General features: G+C 41.5%; 13 protein-coding genes and 8 tRNA genes. 1 reads left to right on the top strand and 20 read right to left on the bottom strand.

The features are described from left to right. Nucleotides 1-418: 418 nt before the first annotated feature. From SJY38_RS04470 to SJY38_RS04420, 11 genes are all read right to left on the bottom strand, one after another. A complete protein-coding gene (locus tag SJY38_RS04470) occupies nt 419-3466 on the bottom strand; it encodes a TonB-dependent receptor (protein WP_248444022.1) in 3048 nt (1015 codons plus the stop codon). Between the two features lie 78 nt (nt 3467-3544). Next, nucleotides 3545-6280: a poly(beta-D-mannuronate) lyase gene (locus tag SJY38_RS04465; RefSeq protein WP_286744600.1), complete on the bottom strand. Its 2736-nt coding sequence runs from the start codon at nt 6278-6280 to the stop codon at nt 3545-3547. A 520-nt stretch (nt 6281-6800) separates the two neighbouring features. Continuing rightward, on the bottom strand, nt 6801-7763 hold the full coding sequence (locus tag SJY38_RS04460) for a class 1 fructose-bisphosphatase (RefSeq protein ID WP_029772406.1): 963 nt from the start codon (nt 7761-7763) through the stop codon (nt 6801-6803). Then, complete coding sequence (gene fbaA / locus SJY38_RS04455) at nt 7760-8842, bottom strand: class II fructose-bisphosphate aldolase (protein ID WP_054983428.1); 1083 nt, start codon at nt 8840-8842, stop codon at nt 7760-7762. The genes SJY38_RS04460 and fbaA overlap by 4 nt, the downstream gene beginning before the upstream one ends. 13 nt (nt 8843-8855) lie before the next feature. Continuing rightward, entirely contained in the window at nt 8856-9473 is a 618-nt protein-coding gene (gene eda / locus SJY38_RS04450; protein ID WP_024034155.1) for a bifunctional 4-hydroxy-2-oxoglutarate aldolase/2-dehydro-3-deoxy-phosphogluconate aldolase, read from the bottom strand. A 64-nt stretch (nt 9474-9537) separates the two neighbouring features. Continuing rightward, nucleotides 9538-10470 (bottom strand): sugar kinase, encoded by a 933-nt coding sequence (locus SJY38_RS04445; protein ID WP_286744589.1) that lies wholly within the window; start codon nt 10468-10470, stop codon nt 9538-9540. A 58-nt stretch (nt 10471-10528) separates the two neighbouring features. Then, nucleotides 10529-11836: an MFS transporter gene (locus SJY38_RS04440; protein ID WP_055020381.1), complete on the bottom strand. Its 1308-nt coding sequence runs from the start codon at nt 11834-11836 to the stop codon at nt 10529-10531. 3 nt (nt 11837-11839) lie between these two features. Continuing rightward, nucleotides 11840-12184, bottom strand: a complete 345-nt coding sequence (locus SJY38_RS04435) for a cupin domain-containing protein (protein ID WP_004589273.1) — start codon at nt 12182-12184, stop codon at nt 11840-11842. Nucleotides 12185-12189: 5 nt separating this feature from the next. Beyond that, entirely contained in the window at nt 12190-14409 is a 2220-nt protein-coding gene (locus tag SJY38_RS04430; RefSeq protein WP_377109331.1) for a heparinase II/III family protein, read from the bottom strand. 2 nt (nt 14410-14411) lie between these two features. Then, a complete protein-coding gene (locus tag SJY38_RS04425) occupies nt 14412-16670 on the bottom strand; it encodes a chondroitinase-B domain-containing protein (protein WP_286744593.1) in 2259 nt (752 codons plus the stop codon). Between the two features lie 146 nt (nt 16671-16816). Then, entirely contained in the window at nt 16817-17695 is an 879-nt protein-coding gene (locus tag SJY38_RS04420) for an NAD(P)-dependent oxidoreductase (protein WP_024034160.1), read from the bottom strand. A gap of 939 nt (nt 17696-18634) precedes the next feature. Between SJY38_RS04420 and gloA the strand changes: the two genes are divergently transcribed. Further along, entirely contained in the window at nt 18635-19033 is a 399-nt protein-coding gene (gene gloA, locus SJY38_RS04415; RefSeq protein ID WP_286744597.1) for a lactoylglutathione lyase, read from the top strand. 36 nt (nt 19034-19069) lie between these two features. Here gloA and SJY38_RS04410 read toward each other — a convergent pair whose 3' ends face one another. The 9 genes from SJY38_RS04410 to SJY38_RS04370 form a co-directional block, all read right to left on the bottom strand. Then, nucleotides 19070-19336: a DksA/TraR family C4-type zinc finger protein gene (locus tag SJY38_RS04410; RefSeq protein ID WP_024034161.1), complete on the bottom strand. Its 267-nt coding sequence runs from the start codon at nt 19334-19336 to the stop codon at nt 19070-19072. A 506-nt stretch (nt 19337-19842) separates the two neighbouring features. Next, nucleotides 19843-19918, bottom strand: a tRNA-Glu gene (locus tag SJY38_RS04405). 174 nt (nt 19919-20092) lie between these two features. Then, nucleotides 20093-20168: transfer RNA gene (locus tag SJY38_RS04400), tRNA-Glu, on the bottom strand. A gap of 85 nt (nt 20169-20253) precedes the next feature. Further along, nucleotides 20254-20329 (bottom strand) — tRNA-Glu (locus SJY38_RS04395). A gap of 85 nt (nt 20330-20414) precedes the next feature. After that, a tRNA-Glu gene (locus SJY38_RS04390) sits at nt 20415-20490 on the bottom strand. A gap of 85 nt (nt 20491-20575) precedes the next feature. Beyond that, a tRNA-Glu gene (locus tag SJY38_RS04385) sits at nt 20576-20651 on the bottom strand. An 85-nt stretch (nt 20652-20736) separates the two neighbouring features. Continuing rightward, nucleotides 20737-20812 (bottom strand) — tRNA-Glu (locus SJY38_RS04380). A 141-nt stretch (nt 20813-20953) separates the two neighbouring features. Continuing rightward, nucleotides 20954-21029 (bottom strand) — tRNA-Glu (locus tag SJY38_RS04375). 36 nt (nt 21030-21065) lie between these two features. Then, nucleotides 21066-21141: transfer RNA gene (locus SJY38_RS04370), tRNA-Ala, on the bottom strand. Between the last annotated feature and the right edge of the window lie 262 nt (nt 21142-21403).

The following is a 21403-nucleotide window of genomic DNA, read 5'->3' as shown; positions in this document are numbered from 1 at the left end:
CAAAAACACTTTTATTACTGACCATAATATAACCACTTGTATTTAATGTGCTTTTAAATCTCAATTAAGGTTAAATAACACACAAAAAAAGATTAAACCCCCCTCAATCTCCTCGATATATTTTTTTTATATATACCGCGTTATTTTTATATTTAGCCGCTTTTACCGAATTAATTGGTCAACCAAGATAAAGATAGTAGACTTTTGGCTAACTAATTAGCCTGCCAATAACGCAGCGTTACTAACACTGAGTTTAGTAATGCTGCGCTTTAGGTAAAAAGGTTTAACCAAGATTTAGTTAAGAAAGTGCGCCGCGATTCAAAAAGCTTAGTGTTAATAGCCCACACGCACATACAAAAAAACCCAATTAGCGGCATACGCTAATTGGGTTTTAAAGTGGGGATCACTGGTTATTGTCTTATAGCTTAAAGCTCATTCCTAAGAATAAACGTGGGCCGTAATCGTTTACTTCACCTAGGTTATCTTCCACAAAGAAGTCTTGTGACTTAGGTGCGCTAAACAAGTTAATGGCTTCAGCTTTAACTCTAAAGTGCTCGTTAATTTTATACGATGCACGCATTTCCCATACACCTACGGCATCAACATAACGTAAGCGGGTACCATTACTGGTATAAGGTTGGAAGTATTCACTACGGTATTTGTAAATAATGGCCGTATCAAAGTCACCAATTTGGTAATACAGTTGGCTGCTAAATACATGCTCTGAGAAGCCCGGCACCGAACCTGGTTCAATAATACCGGCAGTTAATTGAGTAGTATTGCCATCTAGGTCGGTAACGTATGTATCGCCATATAAGCTATCTTCAAACTCAAAGTCAGTATCTGCAAAGTTATAGCCAAATTTTACACCAATACCATTATCCCAGCGGTACGAGAACGATGCTTCTAAACCCAGTATATCGCTATCATTATCGGTTGTTACTGAATTTGTCACTGGTAGTGATACTGTTTCACCGCCAACCACATAGTCTTCAATCACAGTTTGTTGCTGGAAGCCACCTTGGAACTGTTTGTAGTATAGGCTTAGTGCTAAAATAGAATCTTCATTAGGGTACCATTCAAAGGCTAAGTCGTAGTTCCATGACATTAATGGTTGAGTATCAGGGTTACCTGAACCATCTACGGTTAATAAGTCAGAAAGCGATAGCGCAACAGATTGATCGTCTGTTACAAAGTCGCGATCATAGCCTAAATCAGATGGGTCAGCACGTGACATACCACGGTAAATACCCGCACGCAGTAAAATGTCTTCACTGTAATCAACTACTAAGTTAAAGCTTGGTAAGTATTTGGTATAACCACCGCCACTTTCGGTTCTTTCTAGTGAATCCCCTACATCGAGGGTTACGGCGCCTGTAGTTTCATCTACATCTACAGTGTAATTTGTTCTAAAGCCTACAGAGGTTACATCAGTATCAACAATACGCAGGCCGAAGTTACCACGAATAAACTTACCAAATACTTCAGTGTCGTAGTTTGCCATTAAGTACACTGAGGTGGTTTTTTCAGTAACATCTATGGTACCGGCATTTTCGTACTCAACATCAGGGTAACCAAATTCACCTGTATAATCAGCGTCTGTAGCCGCTACAGCTTGAGAGAAACACACGTTATCGTAGGTCGCCCACGAAGAACCTGTCCCAGAGCTTATTACATTACCGCTACTGTCTACATTTGTTACTAAGTTGCCATCCGATACGCTAGATAAAAAGTCAGATTCTGGGAAGTCAATTTGACAGCCCTGAAGTATCTCCAATGCTGAGTCATCGCCTATCGTGTACTCAGTACGAGACCCATTACCTTGGCTACCACCAAACTGTATAAAGCTTAGCTCTGAGGCTCTAATACCCCCTTCAATACTGGTAAATATATCGCCCTCTAACGCGTAGTCAAAATCAATACGCGCCGATTTAACAACGTTTTCGCGAACATTTTCACGGTCTAAACGTGTACGTAAGCTATCTGTAAAGTTAGAAATATCAGTTACATCAAAGTCCGTTAACGTGAAGTGAGGAATTTCATCGCCCATATCCCAGCTAAACAAATTACGGTCTGCGGTTCTACCACGGTTAGAAATTTGTAGCTCTTCACGCTCAGTTTTTGAATACGCTAAATCAAGATTTACAGTAAGGCGGTCGGTTACCGTGTGCTCAATATTAATGCCATAACCTTGGTAGTTTTCTTCACGAGAGAATTGCTCGCCTGCCGATTCAATACGTTCTTCACCTTCCCAATGTAAAATTCCGCCTACATCGTTAGTAACAAGCGTTGGGCCTGTTAAACCAGGTGTTGCGCGTTTTTGTAAAAAAATTAAATCGTGGCGTGCTTCTCTTTGTGTTCTGTCAGAGATTTGTGCATCAAAGTTAACATCCCACTCAGACGACGGCTGGTATTGCATTGCAATAAATACTGCATCACGCTCATCTGAGGTTTCATTTTGACGATAGCTGCGGCTACTGCCTGTCCATGCGTATGGAGTGCCATCGCTTTCGGCTTTGCCTGTTTCTGGGTCGATGTTTGTTTGATAACCTTGATTGTTACTGCCACTTACTTGGTCTTCACAATCACCTGCGCTGCTTCTGTAAAAGCCTTCATTCGTATTAGTTGGATCATTTAAACATGCCCAAAGTGAAGAGCCCGATGGGCTTGAGCTTCTGTACTCTGCTTCTGGTTGGCTAATATCTTGGCGCTGCACACCAAAAGACACACCCACCGCTTGGCCATCGGCAAACTCAAATTGGTCAACATAACTAAACGTACCACGATAGCCTGTATCACTTTGCAGTGAGTTTTCTACATTACTTTCATCTGGGTTGTAATTTAGTTTTACTTCGCCTTGTACGCGTTGCTTGCCGTAATCTAGCGGGGCAATCGTTTCAAGTGCAATCACACCGGCTACGCCACCTTCAATCATTGAAGCATCTTGGGTTTTGTAAATAGCGACCTTTTTTACAAGCTCTGATGGAAACTGTGAAAAGTTAACCGAGCGGTCACCACTACCATTGGTAGCTTCACGGCCATTAATATGGGTTGCGCTTAAAAATGGGCCTAAACCACGAATGGTGATTTCAGTAGCGCCCCCGTTTTCACGATGAGATGCGGCACCGGTAATCGACTCAAGCGCTTCACCAATTGACAACGCGGGTAAATCACCAATATCTTCTGCAGATAAACCATCGACAACTGTTGTTGCCTCACGCTTAATTGCAATTTGATCTTGTATGGTTCTACGAGTACCTGTAACGCTGATGATTTCTACATCTTGCTCTACTTCAGTCACTTTTTCTTGGGCTTCTTGCTGAGCAAAAGCATTAAATGACAATGAACCTGCCATACCTGCAAGTAAACTTGCTCTAATTAACTTAGCAGCAGGTGAAAGTGCAAAATGATTACAAACAGAGCTGTTTGTAGAATGTTGACGTCTTCGATCCATTTTTAACGACATGCCGCGTTCTCCTTTATCATTGTGTGTGTTGTGCGTAGTTTGCTATTTTTATAAGTATTAATAATGTGCAGTGTGGGCTTATTCATCTTGTGCCACCCACGTAGAGCCTGCACCTACATCAGTGCTTTGGATGTAGTATAAGTTTCTTGCACCTGCTAAGGCTTGTGCTCCATTTGAGTCAGTCTCAAGCAGCGTACTTGTAGCAGTGACAAACTCTGGGATTTCTTTACCATTTGCTTCTGGGTTTTGGTCAATAGCGCCATCGGTGTCGTATTCACCATTGCCATTTACGTTTCTAATATCAACCCAAAGGTCGCTCGCATCGCCCGACTCATAACTGTCACTAAAGCCAAAGCTGTTAGAGAACAGTGATTCAGTATGGTTAATTAGGTCACAGTCGTATTCAAAAGAGTGATCGCTCGACAGCTCGTTAGGGTAAAAGAAACCATAAACAAGCGCGCTGCTTTCAATGGTGTCTTCATCAGTTTGATCGCCCACCCCATTAGCATTTAAATTACCGTTGAAGTTAATTTCAAACGCATTTTTAGTTAAACCATACAGTACAGGTGCATTTTCTGCGGTAAGCTCATCACAATCTCCAACAGGTGCCTTTGAACCTATTTCTGTACTAAATACAAATGGTTGCTGTGAGTTAAGTACCGTATTATTAGTCACATTAAGGGTAAAGTCGCCTGCGCCATCAAGCACAGCTTGGTTACCTCCATTTGGCACCCCGCCATCAGCTTGTGAAAATGGGTTAGCGGTAAATACAATACCACCGGCTTCTTTATTACCAGAACGAATACCAGCGATGTAGTTATTGCTTACAGTGTGGCCTAAAGGCGTAACTAGCACGCCGGCAGGACGATCGCTTGAACTTGCAATATCAGTGGTACGAATAATAATGTTGTCTGATACCGTATTAAATCCACCATCTTCAAGCGAAATACCGCCATTAGGATTTAAAATGGTATTGCCTTTAATCGTCGCGCCAGAGGTTTGTACGCGCATTAAGCGTCGGCCTGTAACAAAGTTTTCTACTCGGTTATATTGAATAGTAAAGTTTGCATCATCAGCAGAGCCTGTACCTGTTGTACTACCTGCGTTAATTAAGTGCAGGCTAGAATTACCAAAATTTGGGTTGCTGCTGGTACCTGTGAAAAGGTTATATTGAATAACGTGGTTAGTGCTCGATGAAGACATTTTGATCACCGAACCATTTTCTGCTTTATCGCGGTTGGCAAAGGTATTACGCTCAACCATTGCGGCGTCGCCTTTAAGCATTAACCAATGGTAGGTAGAATTATTTAACGTCTCTGCTTCACCATCGATAGTATTTTGTGTAAATGTGAAGTTGTCACCCTCAGAATAAATAACGGCATCTTCTTCGGTTTCACAAAAGCCACCCGATTTAGTATCAATATTTTTAAATGTAAGGCCTTCAATACCCGCGGCATCAACCCCACTGGCTACATGAATACAAAGCTCGCCACTAATTACCGGGCTTTGTCCTTCAACAGCTTTAAGTGTTGCTGCGCTGGTTAGCATAATGGCATCAAGATCGGCATATACACCGGTATTTAAACCAAGCACATCGCCATCACCAAGCCCTGCATTAATAGCACCTAATAGCGCATCCGCATCGCTTATCACTTGCGTGTACACAACTGTATCGGCGGCGCCCGTAATTGTGCTTGAAAAGCCATCGTTATCGGTATAACTCGCAGTGACCGATATAATCGCGCCAGCTTGATTAGTTGGCGTAAATGTTTTGCTGTTGGTATCGGCAATTGCTACGCCATCAGCAAGCCAAGTGTAGGTAACGTTTTGCTCATCTACCCCATTGTTATCGCTAATTTCAGCGGTTAATTCGCTAGTCACTAAATATGGCGTAGCCCCTGAGATGGTGATACTACCCGCTTCATCTACAGCCTCTGCAGAAACAGCAATGGTTGCCTCAGAAAGGTTGTCTTCGGTAAAACCGTGATCGTCCGTGTAGGTAACCTGCACGGTAATAAATTGCCCTAATAATGACTCATCTACAACGTAAGTGCTTTGCGTAGCACCACTAATTGCAACCTCATCAGCAAACCACTGGTAAGTAATTGTGCCGCTTGCGCCATCTTCATCTGTTATTTCGGCTGTAAGTGTATTACCCACCGTAGGTGTGCCAACAATAGCCACCGACCCTTCTGAATTTGCACGCTCTACTGGCGCTGTGGCAGTTGATGTAGCTGACTCTGCAAAGCCTCTGCTATCTTCAAATGCTGCATTTACGGTTATAACTTTACCTAGTTGCGATTCGGTAATAGTGTAGGTTGCTAAGGTTTCATCGGCAATTTCAACATCATCTGCAAACCATGTATATGCTACAAGCGCCGGATCAAAACCATTTTCATCCGCTACATTAGCACTTAGTTCATTACCTATAATTGCATCACCGTTAATTTCTACCGTGGCCGCAAAAGGAATAGCTGACACTTCATCGGTGGGCTCACTTAAATGTGACTCATTAACACCACTGTCATCTGTATAAAGTGCTTGTGCTGTAATTGCAAAACCAATTTGCTCATCTGTTAATGTAAAAGTTGCGTCATTAGCGCCACTTATAACTTGTCCGTCGGCGTACCAGTAGTAGCTTACTTCGCCAGAAATACCATCGGCATCATTTACGCTGGTCGACAATGTTTCGCCCGTTAACGCTGTGCCTGATAGAGCAATAGAGCCCAATGTGTTGTTATTATTATTTGAATCCGTGTCACAACCTATAATGGCAGCTGCAACAGCACATAATGCAAAATGTTTTAATTTCATCATGGCTCTATTCTCCTTAATTGTGTGGTTTAGTATTTAGCAGATGTTATGTGTGATTTACCAAATACCCAGTGTGTTATTACCAAATTATTTTATTTTTACGCTTCATTGTTAACCAACTTGGTAATATAAGCATAATAAAAACACTTTTACCACTATATTCGTTCAAAATTCATCATATTTTATTAACTGAAAGTTAACTTACGTCTATACCTAATAACACAGCGTTATTACCAATATTAATTTCACGAATAGATAAACAAGCAACCTTTATGAACAATTGGTTTTACCTAAAGAATTACTCTGAATTAATACGTAGCGCGATAAGGACATAAAGAATGGAGGAGTGGAAAATACAGGCATAAAGCTTTAGCTGTAATAGCCTATAGATATGAATTTTTGGTGTGTAAATAACGTAGCCACTGCGTTTAACTCACTATTAGTCAGCAGCGGCATACGTTTTATTTAAAAGGCGTTAGGGGACAATAACCGCCCTTTTGTACTGAGGCCTTAGTCAGGTTTAATAAACCGTAGAATTAAAGTAAGTCACAGGTTCACTAGAGCCTAAAATAACAGGCACACGCTGATGCAGCTCATCGGGCTGAATATCTAAAATACGCATACCTTTAGAGGTGGCTATACCGCCTGCGTTTTCAGTGAGCATTGCCAGTGGGTTAGCTTCGTAAAGTAAACGTATTTTACCGTTTTCATTACCCGCGCGCGTATCTTGCGGGTACATAAATACCCCGCCACGGCATAAAATTCGGTGCACATCGCCAACCATGGCTGCATTATAGCGAATTGAGCTTTTAGCAAATTCTTCTGATGTATACAGTAATTTATCAAAGTAAACTTGTGTTGCTTCATCCCAGTATCGGTAATTTGCCATATTAACCGAGAACTCACGGCTTTTACTCGGTACTGCAAGCTCTGGTTTTGTAAGCAAAAAGCCACCGTGGGTTAAATCGTGTGTATAACAGCGGGTTGGCCCACCTGTACTCATTACTAGTAACGACGATGGCCCATACAGCACGTAGCCTGCACAAACCTGGTTAGTACCGGGTTGATTAAATTGCTCATCACTATCGTAGGGCACATCTGCTTTTGCTGGGTAAATGGTAAAAATAGTGCCTATTTGCCCGTTAACATCAATGTTTGATGACCCATCAAGGGGATCAAATGCCACAATATATTTACCATCAGGGTGGGCGCCTACTGCATTATCTTCTTCTTCAGATGCCACTGTTTTTACAAGATCATCATCAATTAAGGTATCTTTTAACAGTTGATTGGCAATGACATCTAACTTTTTTTGCACCTCGCCCTGGATATTTTCGTTAAGGGTAGAGCCTAAAACACCCGCAAGCTCACCTTGGCTTACTCTAAACGCTATTTCTTTTGTGGTTGCTAATAGCGTGCGAATTAACATAATAAGGTCGGTTTCAACCCCATCTTGCTTTAATACTTTATTCAGTCTTTTCATGCGCTATACCTGTTCACACAATTAAGGTCGTCAAAACATTGGATCAGGCGAGCCACCATATGCTGCTCCGACTGACGTAACCACACACGTGGATCATAGTATTTTTTATTGGGTTTATCTTCGCCATCAGGGTTACCAATTTGGCCTTGCAAGTAGTCTTGTTTTTCTTGGTAGTAGTTTAATACCCCGTTCCAACTCGCCCATTGGGTGTCGGTATCAATGTTCATTTTTACCACCCCGTAGGTTAGCGACTCAGCAATTTTACTGTGCTCAGAGCCACTCCCACCGTGAAATACAAAATTAATAGCGTTATGCTCTAAATTAAATTTTTCAGCTACATAGGCTTGCGAGTCGCGTAATATGGTAGGTGTTAATACCACATTGCCAGGCTTGTATACGCCGTGGACGTTACCAAAAGAAGCAGCAATGATAAAATTAGGGCTTATTTTACTAAGTCGCTCATAGGCGTAGGCTACATCTTCTGGTTGAGTGTATAGCGCAGAGCTGTCGAGGTGCGAGTTATCAACCCCGTCTTCTTCTCCGCCGGTACACCCGAGCTCTATTTCAAGTGTCATGCCTATTTTTGCCATACGCGCTAAATAACGCTCACAAATTTCTATATTTTCTTCCAGTGGCTCTTCTGACAGGTCTATCATGTGCGATGAAAAAAGCGGCTTGCCTGTTTGTGCAAAATACTTTTCGCCTTCATCTAATAAACCATCAATCCAGGGCAGTAGTTTTTTTGCTGCGTGATCTGTGTGCAGCATGACAGCAACGCCATAGTGCTTCGCCACGTTATGCACATACTGTGCAGCACTTATTGCCCCAACAACGGCAGATTGCTGGCCCTCTAGTGCTAAACCTTTACCACAAAAAAACTGCGCTCCCCCATTAGATAGTTGAATAATGACCGGCGACTTCATTTTTTTTGCGGCCTCTAAAGTGGCATTAATTGACGATGTGCTCACCACGTTTACAGCAGGCAATGCATACTGATGCGTTCGTGCGTGTTTATACACTTCGCTTACTTCATCGCCAACAACAACGCCTGGTGCAATGGTTGGGGCTAAATAATTCATTTTTTGCTCCTTGCTATTTTAAAGCCTCGATACAAGAGTCTGTAATGGCTTGCCAATTACCCTGCGTTACCCATTCTTTTTTAGCAACCCAGGTACCGCCTACTGCAAATACATTGTTTAACGACAAGTAATCCATTTTATTTTTTTCGCTTACACCGCCGGTCGGGCAAAAGCTCACTGCACGAAATACAGATGAGACAGCAGAGACAAACGGCGCACCACCAGCAAGTGAAGCAGGAAAGAGTTTTTGCTCTTCAAAACCATACTCAAGCGCCATTAATATATCGCCGGTATTTGATACACCTGGCAATACTGGCACGTTACACTTAACCAGCTCACTTAATAGTGTAGGCGATACAGCGGGAGTAACTATAAAATCTGAGCCTGCTTCTAGCGCTTGCTTTAAAATTGTTTCGTTAATAACGGTGCCTGCGCCCACTTTTAGCTGTGGAACCTGTTCTTTAATGGCTTTAAGCGCATCAATTGATGCATCTGTTCTAAGAACAACTTCTACCAAAGTTAGGCCTGCCTCTGCCATTGCTTTAGCAATGTTTACACCTTGCTCTGGCGTGTCTGCTTGAATTATAGGTAGCAGAGTTTGCCCTGCCATTAGTTCAGAAAAGCGAGTCATGCGTTATTTCCCTTATTTTAAGTAATCGTGCTACTTAGTGTTATAAATTGAGTAAATTAGCCAGTTAGAGACCTGATTTGGCCATGGCTTGTTGAAAAACATCTTTTGGTGCAATAGCACCGGGTTGCTGAATAACAGCGCCGGCAGCCTGCGCGCCCAGCTTAACCGCTTCGCTAATTGGGCGCCCACCTAAGCGCGCTCCTAAATACACGCCGTTAAAGGCATCGCCTGCGGAGGTTGTATCGATAACGTTTTTAACCGGCGTAATACTGTGGCTTTGCACTGTATTAGCCTCTTTTGTAATGACCGAATCGGGGCCGTTTTTTACTATAATTTCGTTAATATTGTACGGAGCCAAATAATCAATTACCGCTTCTACACTTTGCACGTTGTAAAGCGTTTCTAAGTCTTCAACGCCGGGTAACGTAATATCGGCTAGGCTAAATGCACTATGGTATTGCGCTTTAGTTTGCTCCACGTTATCCCAAAGTCGCGCACGGTAATTTGGGTCAAATACTATTTTTACACCCGCGGCTTTAAGTTGCTTCACTATGTCCCAAAACTGCGCTCTTGCTTGCTCTTCTATTACGGCTAAAGAAATACCCGAAAAGAAAAACATATCACCCGATGACAGCTGCTTAACAAGCTCAGGGCTGATAAATTCAACCACCTTTTTGGCTGCTGAATCATCCCGCCAATAAATAAAACTGCGCTCGCCTTGCTCGTCCGTTTCTATGTAATACATACCTGGGACTTTACTGCTATGAGCAAATACATAGTCTGTATTTAATTGCTCACTTGCAAAACGCTCACGCATTTTTTTACTTAAGTTATCTTCCCCTAAAGCGGTAATAACTGAGGTGGTGATTTGTGGGAAACAACGCTTTAAGTAAACTGCCGAATTGTATACGTCACCTGCAAATGACTGATGCAATGTAGAGGGAACAGTCGCTCTTAACTCAATCATGCACTCGCCAATAAAGTAAATATTTTTCATTATTATCACTTACCTTAGGTAGTAAATGGCTGTGAGAAACACAGCCATTGCCAACAAATTAGTTAGGCTTTTTCAATGGTTCAATTTTTGGAATTAAAATCCATACAGCTGCCATTGCAATAATCGCTAAAGACGCGCCTATCACAAACGCCGGTGTATAATTACCGTCCGCTGTTAAAATAGGTACCAATGACGTAAGGCCTACAGCACCTAATTTAGCGGCCATTCCAGAGAAGCCCGACAACGTACCTACCGCTTTTTTACCCAGTAAGTCGCTTGGTAAGGTTTGCACGTTACCAATGGCGGTTTGAAAACCAAATAAAATAACAGCCATAATAAGTACCGCAATTACCGGCTCGCCTGGGTTTGCCATTGCAAGCAGCGCCGGCAACATAATTAAACACCCTAATGTGATGGTCAGCTTACGCGTTTTATCGGTATTCCAGCCTGCTTTGAGGCGGTTTTGGGCAAGTAAGCCACCAAACCAAGCACCAAACATAGCGCCTACATAGGGAACCCAGCCATAAATACCAATCGATTTAACATCCATGCCATACACTTCGTTTAAGTAAATTGGTATCCAAAAAACAAATAACCACCAAATAGGGTCGATAGCTGCAGAGGCTATAATTACGCCCCAGCTTTGCTTACGAGAGAGTAACTCGCCTGTAGACGGGTTATATTCTTCTTCGTCATCGCTTGTTACATCGCCGTTATCATCAACGCGTCTTTGTCCGGTAAGAATGTACTCACGCTCTTCTTCACTTATCCAAGGGTGAGAGCCTGGAGGCGCTTTTACCAATATAATCCAAGGAACTAACCATAAAAAACCTAAGGCACCAACAAATACAAACACCATTTGCCAGCTAAAGTACACGGTTAAATAAGCAATAAGCGGGATAGCAATAATGCCACCAATGGCTGCGCCAGAATTAAATATACCTTGCGCTAAAGCACGCTCTTTTGTTGGAAACCACTCGGCATTACCTTTAGCTGCACCGGGCCAGTTACCAGCTTCGGCTACACCTAAAATTGCACGGAAAATACTTAAACTAAGCACCCCTTGTGCAAAAGCATGGGCAACAGTGGCTAATGACCACACACCAATTGAAAGCACAAAACCTAAACGCGTGCCAACCCAGTCAAAAATTTTGCCAAAAATAGCTTGGCCAAATGCATAAGCAAATACGAATACTATAGAAATATTAGCGTAAATTTGTTTACGCTCTAACGCAGATTCATCAGGGAACATTTCTTCCACAATGTCTGGCCATAAAACGCTAAGCGCTTGACGGTCTATGTAGTTAATAATGGTAGCAAGTGCAATTAGCACTATAACCCACCAGCGTAAGCCTTGAATTTTCATAGGTTATTCCTCAAGAAAGTCTTCGCGAGCTGGGCTAAAGGTATCAATCAGTATACCGCCAGTTGGGCACGTTGCACCGTGATCAGCAAAAGGAGGAATAAAACAGCTATCACCCGCTTTTAAGATTTTAGTTACGCCATCAATGTTAAAGTGAAACTCACCCTCAACCACATACGTTACTTGCGAGTGCCTGTGCGCATGGTTATAACCAATAGCCCCTTCTGAGAACCAAATTTTCACGGCCATTAGCTCTTCGTTATAGCCAAGCATTTGGCGTTTTAAGCCATTACCTAAATCTTCAATCTCGGTTTCGTTACCAAATGAAAAGTGTGCACTTTGCTTTTGCATCCTGTTTACTCCTGATTATTCTTCATCGCATAAACGCCAAGGCGGCCATTTAAGGTGAATGCTTTATTTTGATATGTGAATGTGTGTTTAGCTGCTTTATCGGCTTTGTTGATAGCAACCAAATAGGTATTATTTTTTACTTTAACTTCAATTAGGTCTAAGTGCTCTTGCGCGCCATACTTAAGTGACGATACACGGCTAACAGCCTCTAGGGTATATTCTTTACTTGGGTTGTATTCACCGTGAGGCTCAAGTACTGAAATAAATTTATGCTGTTTTTTACCTTCTACACGGCGAATATAGCCATTTTCGTTACGAAGATTAAAGTGTGGATCGTTTGCCCCTATTTGCGTAAATAAGAAAGACTCATCCCCTTTCACTAGGCTAGTTTGTGTATAAAAACGGCCGTTGTCGTTTAACCACGTTACCTTTGCTAGGCCTTCATCTGGTTGCGCCTGTGCTTTTAACCATAAATGTTGATAACCATTTTTATCACCCAGCGCAGCTAAGCTTTTGGTGTTACCAAGTAACTCAAAGCTGGTATCAATTAATTGGCCTTTGTAATGCAGTGGTAAATCAATTTTATGGGAGGAATCTGCAGTCACATTAAAAATATCAACTGCAAGCGTGCTTTCAAGCATAGGTAAATTAATTAACGCTAACGTGCGTTCAAGCTCAACACCTTTGTAAGCGGTGCTTATTTGCCCACTTGACACCGTTCCGTATTGGTTTGTTTCAAAGAAATTAAGCGTAGGATGATTGTTATTACCCACTTTAACATTTGCATTAAAATGCGAGGTTTCATCAATCACAACCGTATTATGTGCCACGGAATGTTTTGCGTAAGTTTCGTTTTCTGGTAGGTAACGGCCGCCGTATTTAGCCTCAACATTTAAAAAACGTGCAGCGCCATAATCAGATACAATTTCATTGCCATGATCGTAAAACTGCCATGTTAATTTATCAAAATGTCCATGCCCTAAACCCTGTGCAGCAGGTTTAAATAAAAGTGCTTGGTCGCCACCAGTTTGCGTACGCATTACTACCAACGCCCCTTGCTCGCCATCGTTACCATCGCCAAATGCTACCGATTTAAATACATAAGGAGTTTGCTTATTTTTATCCAGTGCTTGAGCCACCTTTAGGCCATCGCCAGAGAGTATTATTTGATTTTGCTTTTTGGCTATATCTAAGTAACCAGTATCGTGTGTTAAACCATAAGCGGCTGTTACACCGTGTACCAGCTCTATTGTGTCTATACCTTTACTTTTAATTGCATCGTTTATCGGGAAAAACAAACCGTTATAGCTTAGCTGAATAGTGGTATCAATGGCTTTAAGTAATATGCCATCGCGATATTCAAAAATGTCTCGCTGCGGTTCGTTGTTTTCAATTGCTTTAGCAAAGGTAACAAACGGAAGTAGTGCAAAGCGTTGATAATAAGGACCTTCGTTGTAATAGCCCTGTGGCGAAAACAGCATGTCTAGCTGCTTAATAAAGCCACCCTCGCCCGATTTATCTAAATCGTAAAGAGACTTTTCGACCCACTCAGGTTCATCTAATACATACCCTGCCATGCCTACACCGGCTGTAGCCCACGTACCATGGTTATGTACTTTGTTAAAGGTTGATGGCTGGCCTTGTGATAAAAATAACGATACTGGGCGCAGTAAGTCATTTTCAATGGTTTTAATATTAGCGGCGCTTAACGCATCATGCACTAAATCGTATGCTTGAATGGTATAAACCAGCCACATGGCCTCATTAAGGCTTTGCCAAAATAGTTTACCTGGGTTTTGCGACTTAACTTTGCGCTTAGGGTGTACATCAAGTGTTGGGTATAATTTGGCATACTCAAGCAACATATCACGTACGTAATGAGCGTATTTATCCTCTTGGCTTAGCTGATAAATAACACCGGCGTTATACATAAGCTGATAATTTTTTTTGTGTCGTTCGTGGGTATAGCCTCCCCCACCGTCTTTTGGTACAGGCACTGTTATAGGGCTTTTAATTTGCTCATCCACTTGTGCCTTAAGCGCTGCAAATGCGTTGGCAAACTTGCCCTGTTCGTTGTTGCTAATTGATTGGCGCATTTGCTGTACATCATCATTGGTTATTACCAAATTTGGATGCGCTGCGTAGGCGTTTATCGATAAAACTAAGGCACTTACAGTAACACCCAGCGTTTTAAATAATGACTTATTTTGGGTTAAATTCATCATTGTTAGTTCACCTTATTTAAAACGTTGTTATTTTTAATCGTTGCCGTGTGCGGGCCCGCTACACGTAACTCTTTTACGTTTGGCGCTTGAGTTGCATCAAAGGTGTTATCTGTAATGGCTGTTATTGGCTCACCAACCGTGTGCTCAATTTTAATCGGTGCCGATTTTTCAAATACGTTGCTTGCAATATTTGTTACTTGTACACCGTGCGCATACACACTCGCTTGCGCCTTGTTGCGCTTACCTAAACCTACTTTAGTTAGGGTGTTATTGGTCATTAATAAATGCGGACCAAAGGTGCTTTCATCACTTCCACCTCGGTATAACTTAACGACGCCACCGGCTACCTCATTAAAGGTATTGCTTTTAAGTGTTACATACTCTGCGTTATAAATACCTAAGTCTTCTATTTCGGTATCGAGACGTAAAATATCGCCAGTCACATTTTTAAAGGTGTTATTTACTAACGTGATTTCATCTGCCATCGCCCCTTTACCCGTTACAAAAAAGTGAAATGAGTGATTAATATCAAGATTAGTTAATTGTGAGTTGTGTATTTCAAAGCGGTAGTTATCAACCATGCCCCACTTTTTAGTACGTACCACACTATTATTAATGGCATCAGGTGCGTTTTCACCCGAGATAACTAAACCATCTAGCTTTAAGCTACCGCCGTCATGAATTTCGAATAAGGTGGAGCGTTGGTAGGTCAGCTTAGCTTTGCCAGTATGTTTAGCCTTAAGGGTAAGCACTTTTGTTATTTTAACGAGTTTAGATACATCGTATTGACCATCTGCAAGCTCTAATACATCACCCGTTTGGGCTGCATTGATTGCGTTAAGTAAGGCATCTGCAGTTGCTTTAACCTGGTGAGTTTTACCCGTATCAAATGCCACAACTTGCTCTGTTTTTGGATACCAGCTAACGCCGGTATCGGCCTTTTTTAGCACCTTTAAACCGCGTTTAGCACCTGCACTAATTTTGCTTGATTCAGGATACAGTAAACCGTTACTAGCTCTGGTTAGTGTTACATTTTGCTGTTTAACACCGTAATTTAACTCTTTTAATACCTGGGTATTAGCTACATTTTTGCTAAATTTAATACCGCTTACATCATCAAAGGTTGTAAAAGGTTGCTCGCCATTTTGATTAATAATAAGGTTATTTTTCATTACGCTATTAATTGGTGCAGCGCTACGCTCGCTATCGCTACCTGCGCCAAGTTGTATATGACGCACATTTACATAGGTATTGTTTTCAATTGTCGCGTTTTCTACCTGATGGTAGCGATTTATTGGTGAGTTAGGTACGCCGTTCATAACCGTAAAACCACTCCCAAAGCGGTAGCCTGTTAAACCTTCTAAGTAGTTATTTTTTACTGTTTGGTTTTTATTAATGATGCGAATGCCACCGGTGTGATCCACACCGTTACCAAAAAAAACGTTCTCTTGTATAATATTGCCATTACCATGGCGCAGCGTTAGTGTGCCGCGAGATTCAAAAAACACATTATTGCGGATTTGGTTTTTCCCTGATTTAACCGAGATTATTTCTACTTCGCCGTTAGTACGTTCAAAGTAGTTGTTTTCAACTACGGTAAATGAATCACTTAATGAATAGTGGCTAGTACCAATACGCAGTGTTTCACCGCCGTTAGATCCAAAAGTAGGACGATAGCCAAAAAAGTTATGATCAATTTGATGGTGGTTTTGTTGGCTTTGCTCACTATTAAGCCTTACAGCAATCGTAACGCCTTTGTTACGTTTACCTACTAAGTGGCTGTGATCAAAACGATTGTGTTTACCATATAGAGCCACCCAATAGTCTGATTCTCGTTTATCGGGGTTATTGTAGTTATCGATAACGACTTGTGTTACGCGGGAGTGAGTAGCAAGCTCATCTTTATTTTTACGAAATTCAATAACGGCTGAGCTAGGCGTATAACCATTTTTAAATACAAGCCCTGACACTTCTAAATACGAACCCGCCAGTCTTAAATTAGATTGCCCTGATAAAATAACGTTACCCTTGGTTTGCGCTGTAAGCTTTATAGGGGCGTTTTTGGTTCCTTGGCCTTGTAATAAAATTTCGAAATTAGACCACGTACCGTCTTTGAGAGTTATTTTATCGCCGGCAACGAGTTTGTCAGAGATTTCTTGAAAAGCTTGTTTAGTGTCTACAAAATAATCTTTGGCTGCCAATTGTGTGGATGTGCACCCAATAAGAACTAGGCTAAGCTTTATTATATTAATTAAACGCATAGATAACTCTTTTTCAGTGTGACCGGAAGTAATGCCTTATCAATAGTAATGCTGCACTCATTGCACAAAGCAGGTTAAATCTAGCCAATTGATGTTGTGTGTGTTTTGGTGCTTTAACTACGTTAAAGCACCCAATGTTGTCGGTATTACTTTTCTAGAGTTTTAAAGTAATCAAAAATTTCTGGTACGTTGCCTTGCCCCATACCTGCATCAAATGCCGCTTGTAAGTTAGCAGATGAACCTTCAGCAATTTTTGATTCAGTCCCAAGGTCTGAAACCATTTGTAGGAAGTAGCCTAAATCTTTGTTTGCATTGGCAATTGAAAAACCAAGGTCGCTTACATTGTCTACCGCGTAGTTTTTACAAAATTGCATAAATGGAGAGCTAGAAGGCCCTGTCGACATAATGTCAAATAGTTGCTGGCGGTCTACACCGGCTTTGTCTGCTACAGCAAACGCTTGTGACATAGCACATACTGTGGTCATACCCATAAAGTTATTGATTAACTTAGTTGTATGCCCTGCGCCTAACTCACCTAGGTGAAATACGTTTTCGCCTTGATCTTCAAGTACAGGTTTAACTTTATTGAAGGTGTCAATATCGCCCGCTGCCATAATATTTAATAGGCCGTCTTTAGCATGGGCTGGAGTACGCCCTAGTGGTGCGTCAATCATGCCTGCGCCTTTAGCGGCTAGATCAGCACCAATTTTTTTAGTAGATGAAGGAATTGATGTACCAAAATCAATTAATACCGCGCCTTCTTTAATACCCGCTAAAATGCCATCTTCTGCGTACACAATTTTTTCAACAACTGCTGATGTTGTTAAACAAAACATAATTATGTCTGCACCTTGTGCAAGCTCTTTTGCAGTGCTTGCTGTTTTTGCGCCTCTGCTAACGCATGCAGCAACCGCATCTTTGTTTAAATCCATAACAATAAGCTCATAGCCTTTGTTCTGTAAGTTTTCGGCCATATTGCCGCCCATTAAGCCAAGGCCGATAAAACCGATTACTGGTTTAGACATGAATAACTCCTAAATATGATGGCGCGTGCTTTTATGAGTACGAGTAATGATTTACCCCATAAATAGGTACGCTGTGTCGTTTAATTCAATTTGCTAAAGTAACCCTGAGCATGTTCGTTTGAATAGGTAACCCGCCGCGTTATTACCATTTGAGCGAATAAAAACAGAGTGATTACACGCTGTATATTGTTGACCGGTTACGTATTTATTTCGTTATGCTTAGCATTGCTTCGATTATTTATTAATACCTTGGAGAAGCTAAAACCAAGCAACTTACCAATTGGTATGTAAAAACTGTATTACCATACACCAATCTTGTCAACCAATAAGTTAACTTTGTAAACCAAGGTAATTTACAATTTATTTCAAATCAACAAAATAACAATAATAAACAATTAGTTATAGGTAGTATGAAAATCAAATTAATTCCACGCACTTTCCCCTTCTTTGGTTAGAGCTTAATAAAAAATAGGTTGACCAATAAGTGCAACAACTTTATAAACTCGTATAAATAGCGTGGCTATAATTACATTGTGCACTAACCCATTGTTGGTAAAACCACTAATTTAGTGTGCTAATATTATGGCAATGCGTGGTTGTAAATGCCGAGCCTTGTCCACATTTAGCTTAAATTGCCCGAACTCAGGTTAAGAAGTTTACTTACGTATTAAATCGTACTGATATTTTAATTTATTTCACAAGCCGAGGTTTTCAGTGAAGGCAAAGCCACTTGCGCGGCAATAACTAGGCTTATTGCACGTAAATTTGACGCAATGAGTGCGCAAATAGCTGGTTAATATAAACTTATTGTTCACAGTTGAGGTAAAATAAGCCCCTAGGTATATGGCAGGCTCTGGCCTTTGCAATGCGGTTATGGATACCCCATAAAGACGCTATGCTCCACACCTATTTAAATTTAAACTCACAGAGGTAACCTAAATGCGTTTATTACACACAATGTTGCGTGTAGCCGACTTAGAAAAGTCACTTTCTTTTTATACACAGATTTTAGGAATGAAAGAATTACGCCGTTCTGACAACGAAGAGTACCGTTATACATTAGCTTTTGTAGGGTATGGTGAAGAGGATAGTAATACTGTATTAGAGCTTACTTATAATTGGGATGAAAATAGCTACGATCTTGGTAATGCATATGGCCATATAGCTATTGAATTTGACGATATATACAAGGCATGTGACGACATAAAGGCCGCTGGTGGAAACGTCAGTCGAGAACCGGGGCCAGTAAAAGGTGGCACAACAGAAATTGCTTTTGTGAAAGACCCTGATGGCTATTCAATTGAGCTTATTCAGAAAAAGAAAAACAAAGCTAACTAGGCAATAAGTCTATCGAAAAGGTGCCTAGTCGCACCTTTACCTTAATTGGCTATCTTTACTTGCTCGGCGGTTTACGCCAGCAACGCCCTTGCCTTTAGCCTCAAGCTCACTTTGACACGCCACACAGTGCCTAACACCTGGCAGCGCTAACCTGCGTGCCTGTGGTATTTCACAATCACACTCATCACAGAATTCAGCACTCGCGCCTGAGATTAAATTTTGCCTTGCATATTGCACTGCGTCGTTAACACTTGCATCGATTTGATCTTGAATTGCGCCATCACGCGCCCAACCACTTGCCATAATTAACTCCTAATAATAAGAAATTAAGCTAAAAGGTTAGCAGCACAGCGCTTTATAAATGCTGAATATTTTGTACAGGCTTTATTGATTGAGCTATTTAAAGGATGAATAAATATGGTTAAGAGTAATTTGTAATTTAGTTGTGCTATCCATTTTATCTACACATGCAGTTATAAGTATGTATTTTTAACGCAGCTAGCAAAAATATTTATCACTGTAAATGAATAATTATTATTGCGGATCGGTCTTGAAAACCAAAGAAATTATACGTAGGTGATTATTAATTAAATAGATAGGTTTTTAGATATTGAAGAAAATTAAAAGTGTAAAACTAAAATTTTAACGGATAAACGGTAGAAATTAATGCGCTGGATAGCGCTGAGGAAGTTATAGCTTTATACACTACTAAAATAGTAAGTGGCGTCTCAATAGATTAGTACTCTTGATAACGTCGTGCATAGAGAGTGCGGTGTCACACTGCTTTATACATCACCTAAAATAGTAAGTGGCGTCCCCAAGGGGATTCGAACCCCTGTTACCGCCGTGAAAGGGCGGTGTCCTAGGCCTCTAGACGATGGGGACGCAGAAATTGCTTTGCAAATCACTGATTTGCTATTTCTAAGTAAGATGAGACCGAGCCTGCGAGGCGAATGGCATTATCTTCTCAAAAACGTTTTCTGTGTCACTAGGACAACTGAATGGTTTGACTCGTTTCAGGCGAGTTTTTAATAACACTACCCTACTATAAATAGTAAGTGGCGTCCCCAAGGGGATTCGAACCCCTGTTACCGCCGTGAAAGGGCGGTGTCCTAGGCCTCTAGACGATGGGGACACTAAAAAGTGTCACTAGGACAACTGAATGGTTTGACTCGTTTCAGACGAGTTTTTAATAACACTACCCTACTATAAATAGTAAGTGGCGTCCCCAAGGGGATTCGAACCCCTGTTACCGCCGTGAAAGGGCGGTGTCCTAGGCCTCTAGACGATGGGGACACTAAAAAGTGTCACTAGGACAACTGAATGGTTTGACTCGTTTCAGACGAGTTTTTAATAACACTACCCTACTATAAATAGTAAGTGGCGTCCCCAAGGGGATTCGAACCCCTGTTACCGCCGTGAAAGGGCGGTGTCCTAGGCCTCTAGACGATGGGGACACTAAAAAGTGTCACTAGGACAACTGAATGGTTTGACTCGTTTCAGACGAGTTTTTAATAACACTACCCTACTATAAATAGTAAGTGGCGTCCCCAAGGGGATTCGAACCCCTGTTACCGCCGTGAAAGGGCGGTGTCCTAGGCCTCTAGACGATGGGGACACTAAAAAGTGTCACTAGGACAACTGAATGGTTTGACTCGTTTCAGACGAGTTTTTAATAACACTACCCTACTATAAATAGTAAGTGGCGTCCCCAAGGGGATTCGAACCCCTGTTACCGCCGTGAAAGGGCGGTGTCCTAGGCCTCTAGACGATGGGGACACTAAAAAGTGTCACTAGGACAATTGATAAGTTTAACTCATATCATGAGGTGCTAAGGTAATACGTTTAATACACATAAAGACTCGAGCTTTAAGTGTTACGCTATTCTCTTGGTAAAACCACGCCTAACTATTTGTTAGATGGCGTCCCCAAGGGGATTCGAACCCCTGTTACCGCCGTGAAAGGGCGGTGTCCTAGGCCTCTAGACGATGGGGACACAGAAAACTGCTACCCTAGGACATGCACAAAGATTTGGTGGAGCTATGCGGGATCGAACCGCAGACCTCTTCGCTGCCAGCGAAGCGCTCTCCCAGCTGAGCTATAGCCCCAAACCTTTTAATACCTAACGTGTTTAACACGTTGTGTATCGCTGAGTGCGGGGCGCATTCTATGCACCCCCCAAAATAAAGTCAACAGTTTTTTATGCCACTTTATTTAAATGGTTTAATTTTCAACAAACTGGCTATCAGACATGCAAAAAAATACAATTTCGACAAAATTTGGCCTGTACTTCATCTCACAGTACTATAAACAGGTTAATTATCTATTTATACCTCGTTGATGAAGTAATAATGTTTAACATAAAAGGTA

It is taken from the genome of Pseudoalteromonas sp. R86517, assembly GCF_042466295.1.
Taxonomy (GTDB): Bacteria; Pseudomonadota; Gammaproteobacteria; order Enterobacterales; family Alteromonadaceae; genus Pseudoalteromonas; species Pseudoalteromonas atlantica.
This window is presented reverse-complemented; position numbering and strand designations above follow the sequence as displayed.